This window comes from Hyphomicrobium sp. (assembly GCF_009026145.1).
Taxonomy (GTDB): domain Bacteria; phylum Pseudomonadota; class Alphaproteobacteria; order Rhizobiales; family Hyphomicrobiaceae; genus Hyphomicrobium_A.
Map to the genome: position 1 here is coordinate 67,116 of NZ_WBUE01000021.1, position 10,935 is coordinate 78,050.

Annotated in this window: 11 protein-coding genes and 1 pseudogene; 7 read left to right on the forward strand and 5 right to left on the reverse strand. The window is 64.7% G+C overall.

Going from position 1 to position 10,935, the window contains the following annotated elements:
• Nucleotides 1-54: 54 nt before the first annotated feature.
• Entirely contained in the window at nucleotides 55-390 is a 336-nt protein-coding gene (locus F9K20_RS15370; RefSeq protein WP_291003622.1) for a hypothetical protein, read from the forward strand.
• Nucleotides 391-469: 79 nt separating this feature from the next.
• Here the strand turns inward: F9K20_RS15370 and F9K20_RS15375 are convergent, their stop codons facing one another.
• The 3 genes from F9K20_RS15375 to F9K20_RS15385 all read right to left on the reverse strand — a co-directional run bounded on the left by F9K20_RS15375 (nucleotide 470) and on the right by F9K20_RS15385 (nucleotide 6,388).
• On the reverse strand, nucleotides 470-1,882 hold the full coding sequence (locus tag F9K20_RS15375) for a porin (RefSeq protein ID WP_367115829.1): 1,413 nt from the start codon (nucleotides 1,880-1,882) through the stop codon (nucleotides 470-472).
• 262 nt (nucleotides 1,883-2,144) lie between these two features.
• Entirely contained in the window at nucleotides 2,145-5,366 is a 3,222-nt protein-coding gene (locus F9K20_RS15380; RefSeq protein ID WP_291003625.1) for an efflux RND transporter permease subunit, read from the reverse strand.
• Entirely contained in the window at nucleotides 5,363-6,388 is a 1,026-nt protein-coding gene (locus tag F9K20_RS15385) for an efflux RND transporter periplasmic adaptor subunit (RefSeq protein ID WP_291003628.1), read from the reverse strand. The genes F9K20_RS15380 and F9K20_RS15385 overlap by 4 nt, the downstream gene beginning before the upstream one ends.
• 18 nt (nucleotides 6,389-6,406) lie before the next feature.
• On the opposite strand from F9K20_RS15385, the gene F9K20_RS15390 reads away from it, so the two are divergent.
• Genes F9K20_RS15390 through F9K20_RS15400 form a run of 3 tightly spaced genes read left to right on the forward strand, consistent with a single transcriptional unit; the run spans nucleotide 6,407 to nucleotide 8,310 of the window.
• A complete protein-coding gene (locus F9K20_RS15390; protein WP_367115827.1) occupies nucleotides 6,407-6,790 on the forward strand; it encodes an ArsR/SmtB family transcription factor in 384 nt (127 codons plus the stop codon).
• A gap of 56 nt (nucleotides 6,791-6,846) precedes the next feature.
• Nucleotides 6,847-7,491 carry a DUF3365 domain-containing protein gene (locus F9K20_RS15395; protein WP_291003631.1) on the forward strand — a complete coding sequence of 215 codons (645 nt, stop codon included), beginning with the start codon at nucleotides 6,847-6,849 and terminating at the stop codon, nucleotides 7,489-7,491.
• Between the two features lie 51 nt (nucleotides 7,492-7,542).
• Nucleotides 7,543-8,310, forward strand: a complete 768-nt coding sequence (locus tag F9K20_RS15400) for a hypothetical protein (protein WP_291003634.1) — start codon at nucleotides 7,543-7,545, stop codon at nucleotides 8,308-8,310.
• 109 nt (nucleotides 8,311-8,419) lie between these two features.
• On the opposite strand, the gene F9K20_RS15405 is transcribed toward F9K20_RS15400, so the two are convergent.
• Complete coding sequence (locus tag F9K20_RS15405; RefSeq protein ID WP_291003636.1) at nucleotides 8,420-8,857, reverse strand: DUF1489 domain-containing protein; 438 nt, start codon at nucleotides 8,855-8,857, stop codon at nucleotides 8,420-8,422.
• Between the two features lie 92 nt (nucleotides 8,858-8,949).
• On the reverse strand, nucleotides 8,950-9,381 hold the full coding sequence (locus tag F9K20_RS15410; protein WP_291003638.1) for a hypothetical protein: 432 nt from the start codon (nucleotides 9,379-9,381) through the stop codon (nucleotides 8,950-8,952).
• 176 nt (nucleotides 9,382-9,557) lie between these two features.
• On the opposite strand from F9K20_RS15410, the gene F9K20_RS15415 reads away from it, so the two are divergent.
• From F9K20_RS15415 to F9K20_RS15425, 3 genes and pseudogenes are all read left to right on the forward strand, one after another.
• Nucleotides 9,558-10,040 (forward strand): hypothetical protein, encoded by a 483-nt coding sequence (locus F9K20_RS15415; protein ID WP_291003641.1) that lies wholly within the window; start codon nucleotides 9,558-9,560, stop codon nucleotides 10,038-10,040.
• Nucleotides 10,041-10,110: 70 nt separating this feature from the next.
• A complete protein-coding gene (locus tag F9K20_RS15420) occupies nucleotides 10,111-10,608 on the forward strand; it encodes an isoprenylcysteine carboxylmethyltransferase family protein (protein WP_291003644.1) in 498 nt (165 codons plus the stop codon).
• Nucleotides 10,609-10,628: 20 nt separating this feature from the next.
• Nucleotides 10,629-10,935, forward strand: a pseudogene (locus tag F9K20_RS15425) (hypothetical protein); the annotation flags it as partial.

The window sequence follows — 10,935 nt, forward strand, 5'->3', positions numbered from 1 at the left end:
GACGGAATCTGCCACCTCGGCACCTCGGAAATCTGATCTAAGGGGATGTCGGGGATGCCCACAATTCTTTCGCGCACCGTCGCTGTCGTTGCGATCACGCTTATCACTTGTCCAGTGCTAGCCGATGAGACAGGGCTTGCGGGGGTACATGCCATGCGGCGCGAGGGCGGCCGGCTCTGCTTCCTCGACCACTACCACTACGGCAGCAGCGCAGGAGCGGCGAGCGAGCGCGCGGCCAAGATCAGCGCCGTCAAGTCATGGGCCAGCTTCGTCGATCTTGAGTACGGCAGCGATTGGGCGCGTTATTCGCGCGCGCACAGCAAATCGATGAAGTGCGAGCGCTCGGCAAGCGGCTGGAGCTGCATGGTAGAAGCCCGGCCGTGCAAATAGCTCTGGCGTTGCTCAATCCGGCGCGCGCCAATCCATATGCCTTCGGCATTCGCCCTTGCCGCTGGGCGGCAAAACCGCGTCAGAACTTTATCATTGCACCCGTCATTAGCAGGTCGAGATCATCGATCGGGGCATCCGCGATGGGGCCGTTGGCCACCGCGCCGTTGAGCTGGCGCAGCTGAAGCTCGCCCTCGACGTGGCGATAGGAAAGATAGAGGAGCATCGCGGCCCTATCGATGCCTTGCGCAAGCCCCACGCCCCACAAGTCGACATCGGTGTACCACTCGGCCCAATTGCCGACGCCGGTGGGATTGAGCGCATCGCCAGCCCGCACCGTACGCCGAGTGCCGCCGCCGCCGTCGTAGTTATAGTACTCGCCATAGATGGTGGTCTTGCCGAGGTCGAAGAACTTCTTCTCGATGCCGCCCTGAGCCGCCCAGAAGAATTGCTCCTCGTCGACGTCGGTGCCCGAGAAGCGCGTCGTGTCGCGAATGAAGTCGTCCACCTTGAGGCCGGTGCCGAAGTTGAGGAACAGCCCACTCTTCTCGTGTAGAACGCTGAACGACCCGCCGTAGCTGCGGCAGTCGCTGGTTTCCTGCTCGATAATGCCCCCGAACAAGACTTCATCATCTTGCGCGGCGGCGCACACAGTGATTTGCGCCCCCTCGAGCAGCTCGAGGTAGCCCACCCCCGCTTCGAGCTTGAAGTCCCCGAACTCTCCCTTGTAGCGCAGCGCCACGTCCCAGAACTCGGCCGCTCCCAGCGAGGCCGAGAGAAAGAAGCCGTGCAGGGCCGGTGATTCGTATTTGACGATGTTGAAGCCCCGCTCGCCCTCGCCCGGCTGATCGCCGCTGTCGCCGATGAGCCGGCGCCAGGAGATTCCGCTGTCGGTGAGGCGGCCGTTGACGGCCGAGCGCAACAGCATGCCGAGGCCGGTGTCCTCGACGTCCGAGTACTTGGCGAAGGATTCCGTCTGGGTGAGATTGATCTCGGTGATCTTGTCGATGGCGGCGTTGGTGATGCCGACAATCACGGCGCCTCGGTGCTTTTCCTTCAGGTACCAATAGGCATCGCGCAGATCGAAGCCGACATCATCGGGGTTGTCATCGCCCTTGAAATTGAGCTGGTTGACGCGCTTGGAATTCGCCGAGCGGATGCCGACCTCGATCCGGTAACCGGCCTCCCAGGCCTTGCCGATCTTGGCCTTGCCCTTGAAGCCGATGCGCGTGCGCTGGTTGTCGTTGGTGACCTCGTAGACGTCGGCCTCCTTGCCGTCGTACCAGCCGAGGAGCGCCTGATTGACGAGGCCATAGACTTCGAGGCTGACCTTATCGTTGCCCCGGTGGGCCACCATCTCCTCGAGCTTGGCAATGCGCGCGTCGAGGTCGGCACAGCACGCGCTGCCGAGATCTGCCGCCGTGGCCGAGGGCGCGCCGGCTAAGATGACGGCGAGCAGTCGGGCACACCCGGTTGCAGTCGACCTCCGAGTCAGAAGCCATCTCCGCTAAATTGAACGTTCGTCCGCGATAACGCATTGATTCGATTGACGTTAGCCGATTCGCGCGCCGCCGCCGGTGATTAAGCGCATGATTCTGTGACGCCGGCGCCGCAGTTTCCAAGTTGCGTGTGCGCAAAAAAGAAGGGGCGCCGACAGCGACGCTCGCGCTGATGGCGGCGCTTGGCAAGACGCGCCCAATGCCGGACGCGGCGATCGTCGCGGATACCGGCGACGCGATCCAGAGAGGAGCCCCCTCCTAAGCTCCGGAACCTGCCAGCGAGCGTCCATCGTCACGCAGCACGACGTAGATCGCCGGGATGACGAGCACGGTGAGCAGCGTTGACGAGGCAAGGCCGAACAACAGGGAAATGGCCAGCCCCTGGAAAATGGGATCGGTCAGGATCACCGCAGCTCCGATCATTGCCGCCAGTGCCGTAAGCAGTATCGGCTTGAAGCGAATGGCGCCCGCCTCCAACAACACCTCTCGCAGCGGCGCACCGGTCGTACGGCGGTCGCGGATGAAGTCGACGAGCAAAATCGAGTTGCGTACGATAATGCCGGCGAGGGCGATGAAGCCGATCATTGACGTTGCCGAGAACGGCGCGCCGAACAGCCAATGCCCGAGCATGATGCCGATGAGGGTGAGGGGCACGGGCGTGAGGATAACGAGCGGTAGCGTGAACGAGCGGAATTGCGCGACGACCAGCACGTAGATGCCGAGCAGCGCCAAGGCGAACGCGGCGCCCATGTCGCGGAAGGTGACGTACGTCACCTCCCACTCGCCGTCCCACAGGAGAACAGGCTCTTGCTCGCTGATGGGCTGGCCGTGCAGACGCACCTGCGGCTTCGGCAGCGCACCCCAGTCCGTCTCGTCGATAAGATCGGCGACTGCCAGCATGCCGTAGATCGGCGCCTCGAACTCGCCGGCGAGCTCTGCCGTCACCATCTCGGCGGCGCGCCCGTTGTGGCGAAAGATTGGATACGAGGCCTCCTCCCGCTCGAGCTTCACGACGTCGCCGAGTTCGACCGCCCCGCGTTCTCCCGGCAGCGCATTCGCAGGCACCGGGGTCGACAGGGTCGCTTCCGTGAGGGAGAGGTCCTTCTTCGGCAGCTCGACAGCGATCTCCACCGGATGCCGACCACCCCCCTTGTGCGAGTAGCCTACCGGCGTGCGGCCGAGATAGGCGGCGATGGTGTCGTAGACGTCGCTCTGCTCGACCTTGTGAAACTCGAGATTGTCCTGATCGATGACGAAGCGTTGCCGCGGAGCGCGCTGCCGGAAGCTGACATCATCGTCGACGATAAACGGCACGGACCGGAAGATCTCGCGCACCTTGCGCGCCACCGCGCGGCGCTGCTCCGCGTCGGCGCCGTAGATCTCGGCCAGCAGCGTGGCAATGACAGGCGGCCCCGGCGGCACCTCGACAACGCTGACCGCCGTTCCCTCGGGCGCTGACAGTCCCTTGAGACGTCGGCGCACGTCGAGCGCAATCTCGTGGCTCGTTCTGCTGCGCTCAGCTTTAGGCGCGAAGTTGACCTGCAGATCGCCCTGTTGCGGCTCACTGCGCAAATAGTAGTGGCGGACGAGGCCATTGAAGTTGAAAGGCGCCGCCGTGCCGGCGTAAGCCTGGATTGAGCTCAGCTCCTCAAGGTCGGCCATCCGGCCGGCGGCTGCATCGAGCACGCGATCCGTCTCCTCGAGACTGGATCCGCGCGGCAAGTCGATGACCACCTGCAACTCTGACTTGTCGTCGAAGGGCAACAGCTTAACAGAGACGGACTTGGTGGCGAACAAACCGAGCGACAAAAGCGTCGCTATGCCGACGAGGATGAGAAACGTGAGCGCGGTGCGGCGCCGGGCGATGATTGGACGCGCAGTGGCGACGTAGGTGCGCGCCAGCCACCCACCTTGCGGGGCGGCAGGATGTGCCCCGCCGCCACCCCCGATGCGAAGCATCAGCCACGGCGTGATGATCACCGCCACGAAGAAAGACAGCACCATGGCCGCGGATGCGTTGGCCGGGATGGGGCTCATATAAGGCCCCATGAGCCCGGACACGAACAGCATGGGCAGCAGCGCGGCGACGACGGTGAGCGTGGCGAATATCGTCGGGTTGCCTACCTCGGCGACGGCATCTATGGCAGCCGCCACGCGGCTGCGACCGTCGCTCATGGCCCAGTGACGGGCGATGTTCTCGATGACGACGATGGCGTCGTCCACGAGGATGCCGATCGAGAAGATCAGCGCGAAAAGGCTCACCCGGTTGATGGTATAGCCGAGAAGCCAGGAGGCGAACAGCGTGAGCAGGATCGTCGTCGGAATAACGACGAGCACAACGATGCCCTCGCGCCAGCCGATCGCTACGCCGACGAGCACGACGATGGAAAGCGTCGCCAAGCCGAGATGGAACAAGAGCTCATTGGCTTTTTCGTCGGCCGTCTCCCCATAGTTGCGGGTGATGGTCACCGCGACGTCGTTGGGCACCAGGTCGCCTTGCAGCTCACGCAAGCGCTCGACGATCTGCTCCGAAACGACGACCGCGTTGGCCCCGGCCCGTTTGGCGAGCGCAACGGTAACGGCAGGAGTGCGGTGCAGCCGCCCGGCGGCCGCCTTGGTGTAGTGCCAGGCTCGGCGATCGAGCGGCTTGGCGCCAACCACGACGTTGGCGACATCGCGCACATACACCGGGCGTTCATCCCGCGTGGTGAGCAACAGCAAGCCTATGTCGGGAACGCCCTGCAGGGTCTGCCCCGCGACAACGGGAATGCTCGCGTTGCGCTCGCGTATACGCCCCGCAAGAAACGAGCGGTTGGCCTCCTTCACCTTGCCCACGAGCTGCGTGAGCGTGACCCCGTAGAGCGAGAGGCGCTCCGGCATAGGCTCGACGCGGATTTGGTCGGGACGTCCACCGACGATGTAGGTGAGCCCAATGTCGTCCAGCTTGGCGAGCTCGACCTGCAGGTTTTCGGCCATATGATAAAGCGCATTGTCCTGGTAGCTGTCGATGCCGGGCATGGGGGCCAGGGTCAACGTCACGATGGCGACGTCGTCGATACCTCGCCCGACGATCAGCGGCTCGGGAATGCCGAGCGGAATTCTGTCGTAGTTGGCGCGCACCTTCTCGTGCACACGCAGGATCGCGTCGTCGGCAGAGGTGCCGACGAGGAATCGGGCCGTAACGACGACGCGGTCGTCCTCGGTGTTCGAGTAAACGTGCTCCACGCCGTTGATGGCCTTGACGATGGTTTCAAGTGGCTCGGTGACGAGCTTGACCGCATCCTCCGCCTTGAGGCCGTCGGCGGTGACGAAGATATCGACCATGGGGACGGAGATCTGCGGTTCCTCCTCCCGCGGCAGGGCCATGAGCGCGATCAAGCCGAGCGCCAGGCCGGCAAGAAGAACGAGCGGGGTGAGCGGCGACTGGATGAACGAGCGCGTGAGGAAGCCGGAGACGCCGAGCCGTGCGGGGGAGTTCATGGGCTCACCAGTCGGTCACCGGCCCTAACGCCGGCGAGCAGCTCTGTCATCTCCTGCCCACTCGCATCTCTGGTGTTACGGCCAGTCTGCACCACGATGTCCGCAGGCGCGCCATCGCTTCCCCAGAGCCGCACGTAGTCGAGGCCGTAACGCTTGAAGAGGTAGGAGCGCGGCACGATGAAGGTCTGGCGCTTGCCGGCCGAGATCCACACCAACAGTCGTTCGCCGACGAAATAGGTGCCGAGGTCCGGGACCTCCGCATCGGCTATGACGCGGCCGTTCTTCAGCTCGGGATACACTTGCGAGATGCGCCCCGTCGCAAGCGAGGCCTCTTCCGGGCCAGGCCCACGCGCACCAACGCGTATCGGATCGCCAACCTTGATGAAGCGCGCGTGTCGCTCAGGGAGCTCGAGGCGCAGGAGATATCCCTTGGCGGCGATCGTGGCGATGCCTTCACCCGCCAGCACAACGCTCCCTTCCGTGAAAGGCACCTTGAGCACGCGACCCGAGGCGGGAGCCAGCACCTGCCCTTCCTCGATCTCTGTCTCGACGACGGAGCGCTCCGCACGCGCCGACCTTAGCTCGTTGAGAGCCACGTCGTAGGCGGTTTGCGCCAGATCGACGCGTGCCTGCGAGGCGACACCTTTCTCCTTCAGTGTCAGCGCGCGCTTGAGTTCGGCATCGCTCGTCTCGAGGCGCGACTCGAGCGCCACCATGCGCGCGTCGAGCGCCTTGATGCGCAGGGCAATCTTGGGGTCGCCGACGAGGGCCAGGACCTCGCCCTGCTTGACGGAATCGCCTTCGTCCACCTTCAGCGTAGCGATGGTGCCAGGCGTACGGACGCGGGCCTCGATCAGGTCGCGGCTGCGCACTGTGGCGTAGACGGACTTGAGATCGTCGACCTCCTGCAGCTTCACTTCGAAGCGCGGGGGGTTGGATGGCTGTTCGGCGCCATAGGCACTAGCACTCAAGCCGATGATGTGGCCTGCCAGAAGCAATGCCTTTAGGCCGTCGGCCGTCATCTGGAACTCCATGTCAGCATGCCGGTTGCCCATCGTGTCTTGACCTTTATATTAGGCATAGCTAAATTAGGTGCGATGAATATTCAAGAGCTGGAAGCAAACTGCGACGACGCCGCCGAGCTTCTGCGCGCGCTTGCCAATCCGCATCGTCTGCTGATCTTGTGCGAGCTGACGGACGGGGAACGCTCGGTATCCGAGCTGGAGGCCGTAGTCCCGCTGAGCCAATCGGCGCTCTCGCAGCACCTCGCCAAGCTGCGTGAGGGAAAGTTTGTGGCCACGCGGCGCGACGCGCAGAGCATCTACTACTCCCTTGCGGATGCACGCGTCGCGCGCTTGATCGGGCTGCTGCATGAGCTCTTTTGCACCGCGTCCAAGCCTCGCGCCCGTGGGAGGTCAATATGAACCCCGGTTTCATCGCTATTTCCCCCGCAATATCGGCACGCCTGGCGGCCAGCGCCTTGCGCCAGATCATGCGCCCCGTTAACGGGCAACACGCCGTCAGTCGGTCGGGCCGACAGCTGGGGATTTGGTTCGTGCTGCTGTTTTTGCTGCTCGGGATGCCGGGCCCGGCTGCGCGCGCGCAAGATGCCACCCCAGCCGATGCGTCCTCGCTTGCAGCCGCGCGTGCCGCCGCAAAAGGACTAGGCGAAACTCTGAAGGCGCAGCTGGTCGCCGCGATCAAGGCCGGCGGCCCCGTTGCGGCAGTGGGTGTCTGCCGCAGCATTGCGCCGGCGATCGCCGAGGATCAGTCACAGGCCCACGCTGTCAAAGTGGGGCGCACGGCACTGAAGGTGCGCAATCCGGCCAATGCCCCCGACGCGTTCGAGCGTCGGGTGCTCGAGGATTTCGTACGCAAGATCAATGCTGGGGCAGACCCCGCGAGTCTCGAGCATACCGAAACGGTCACGCAGAACGGCGAGAGCGTGTTTCGCTACATGAAAGCGATCCCTACCGCGGCAGAGCCTTGCTTGACCTGTCATGGCTCAAATCTGGAGCCTGCCCTCAAGGCGGAGATCCAACGCCTATATCCCGACGATCAGGCGACTGGATTTGACCCCGGCGAACTGCGCGGTGCCTTTACGGTCACTCAGAAACGGAAATGAGCATCGAGACGCGGCGCAGACGATGCGGCGCAAACGAAGCGGAGCAGGCACATGCGTTTCATCCCCACTACGCTGGCATGCATTGGAGGCCTGGTAGCACTTGCCACAAGTGCCGTCGCCGAGCCTACCGATATCATCGTGCGCGTGCTCAGCAAGGACGCCAAATTCATCGGCACCAGTATGGGCGGGATGCGGGTAACGTTGCGCGATGCCCAAACGGGTGAAGTACTCGCCACCGGAATTACGCAGGGTGGGACCGGCGATACCAAGCGTCTCATGCACGAGGGCGGAGGTCGCCGCACTCAACTGTCAGATCCATCATCTGCCAAGTTCGCGGTTACCCTTGCCCTAGCGGAGCCCCGCCTCATCGAAGTTGAGGCCTACGGCCCTCTGGCGCAGCTGCAGGCAGCGCACCGCGTCTTATCCAGCCAGTGGGTGATCCCCGGCCGCGGCCATGCGGGCGGCGATGGCTGGGTACTCGAGCTGCCGGGCTTCGTCGTGGATGTGCTGTCACCCCCGGCCCACATCAAGCTGAAAGGCGCGGGCAAAGTCGATGTGCGCGCCAATGTACTGATGATGTGCGGCTGCCCAATCGAGCCGGCTGGTCTTTGGGATGCCGACAAATACGAGGTGCAGGCGATCGTGCGCCGAGACGGAAACCCGGTGGCACGCCTTCCAATGCGCTATGCCGGCGAGACGAGCCAGTTTGTGGCGAGCGTGGCTGTCGAGGTTGCAGGAACCTATGACGTTCTCGTTTACGCTCATGATCCGGCGAACGGCAACACGGGCGTAGACCGCACCACATTCATCGTCGAATAGTGACCGCTACCGCCCCTAGCCGCGCTTTGCTAGCCGGCCATGAAGCGGCTGCTGTTCCAGTCCCGCTTGCCTCCATCCACGTATGGCAGCGGATTTATGAGTTCATGACTTAGAGCAAACCGAGCTCGGCGAGCTCGCGGCGCAGCTTCGCCGGCAGATCGGCGATGCCCTTGTCGCCGCGGCCGAGGTCGGGCGGTGCGTCGGCCGCCTCGAGATAGCGCCAGCCCTGGAACGCGCGCCGTGGCACCGGGCGTACGGGAACCAGCGCCGGATCGAGCAGGATCCTGCACGCCGGCCGACCGTCGGACTTCTTGCCGTCCTCGAAGCCAATCAGCTTCTGGCGCACCTGCACGCTGCCCTTGATCACCCAATAGAGCGAGCCGCCATCGAGCAGCTCAGCCTCGCGCTTGGGGGTCTGGAACGTGGTGTGCGAGATGCGCGGCGCTCTTCCGGCTTGCTTCTGCTCGGCGAGGCGCGAGCGCTGCCAGTCGGCCAGCTCCTCGATGCTGTCGACCCCGACGCACAGCTTGATGAGGTGCAGCGCCACTTCCCTTCTCCGCTCGACCCCGGCGGCGCCAGGATGAACCCGTCGGCCGCGCGCCGCCAATCACAACGGCGCGCATCCACAGCCTCGTGCCGCTACTTCGCCGTGCAGGTCCCGGCGTATTGGGCGACGACCGGCTGGCCGAGCACCCCGAAGTGGCGCGAATGCACGGCGGGATAGGCGCCGCTCGCGGCATCCTTGTCGTAGATCGTCGTCAGATTGAGGAATCCCTCGTTGACGACCTCGAGAAAGTGGTTGGCGTTGATGGCACGCACGATCTTGAGCGCGCCGGGAACCTTGCCCGCCTCGGGGACGAGCTGCGCCGTCTGGCGCTCGAGGTCGATGTCGGCGATGGTGAGGCTGATGGGCTCAGGCGCCTTGCTCTCGAAAGCGCCGTCTTCGAAGGTCCACGCCGTGCCCATATCGAAGGTGCAGGCGTAACCCGTCGGCTCGTTCTCGGCGCGCCCGGCACCCGCCATGAAAGCGATGAGCGCCGCGCAGAGGACGACGGTCCTGTTGATGTGCATATACCCTTTCCCCCGCGCTTTTGCTCCAGCGCGGTCGCCCGGCCATTGAACCGCGCCCGGCTCCTCCAGGCAACACGTGCGCAAAAGCGTTGTGTCGCGGCCCGGCGCGGCGACGGGGCGCCTTCAATCCGCCCCGTTTCAAGGCTCGTTAGCCGCAGCGGCTGGGTGAGAAGACGATGCGCCGATGGCGGGTTCTGATATGCGCGGCTCTGGCGAGCGCCTTGGTGTGCGGCTGCGCGGGAGCGCCGGTCGAGACCAAGCCCAATCTCGTCAATGACCTACCGCCCCCCTCGGACGGTGGCGTGGTGACCGGGGCGCTGCCGACCGCCGGCTACCAGCTCTCCGAGGAAGAGCTGAAATACGACTGCCGCAAGCTCACCGGCCTGATGCAGATCCGCATCCTGCAGGTGCGCGGCTATGATTCGAACAAGAAGGCGTCGATCGCCGCGCGGGGAATGCAGTCGCTGGCCACCCCTGTCTTCGGCGGCACCAAGGAGGGCCTCGATCCCGATGCCCAGTACCGCAAGGACCTCGCCGTACTCGAGGCTTACAACCGGCAACTGGCCAATAAGCAGTGCAAGACCTTCGATCTTGCGGCCGAGCTGGCGGCGACGGCCGACGTCACCCCGACGCCGCGCGACAAGCCGAGGGTGAACTAGCGCCGATTAGCGGCGCGACTCGTTTGTGGTGTAAACGTCGGGTGTAGACGTAGACGCCATCGGACGTGCCATGCCGGCTGAGGATTCCAACACCAGCTTCGATATCGCCGAGCGGCCGAGCCAAGTGCCCTGGCCGCCGATTCTTCTCGTCGCCGTCATCGTGCCGGCGATCGCCCTCGGCTACCTGGCGCCGCTTACGTGGCCGGGGCTCGACGACACGGCGGCGCGCCTCATCGGCCGCGGCATCGGCGTCGCCGGCATCGCACTGCTCATCTGGGCGATCTTAACGCTGCGCCGCCACGGCACGACGGTGCTACCAGACGCGGGCGCTACGAGCCTCGTCACCAGCGGACCCTACCGCCGCTTCCGCAACCCGATCTATCTTGCCGACGCGATGATCCTCCTGGGCGCCGCCGAGCTGACCAAGAATGTCTGGCTCGTGGTCGCGGCGGCGCTTTTCGCGGCGCTCGTCACCTGGCTTGCCATCCTGCCCGAGGAGCGCCACCTCGAACGCAAGTTCGGGCAGGCGTATCTCGACTACAAGGCGAAGTCGCGCCGTTGGATCTGAGGGGACGCGGGGAACGCGCGATGGCCACCGACTTCGGCGAGAAAGAGCGCGCCTTCATCGACGGCTTGAAGGAGAACACCGGACGCGACCTTGACGAGTGGATGGCCGCGATCTCGGCGGCGGGGCTGGCGCACCGCAACGACATCATCGACTGGCTACGCCACAAGGGCTTGATGTTCTCCAAGGCCTCGTGGCTCGAGCGCATCCACCACAATGGCGGCAAGCCGATCTACGTCGGCGTGCCGAAGGAGGCTGCGCCACGGCGCCCGCCCCGGCGTCGGCGCGAGACGCCGGCCGTCGGCACAGCCGCGCCCCAGTCGCCCGCGC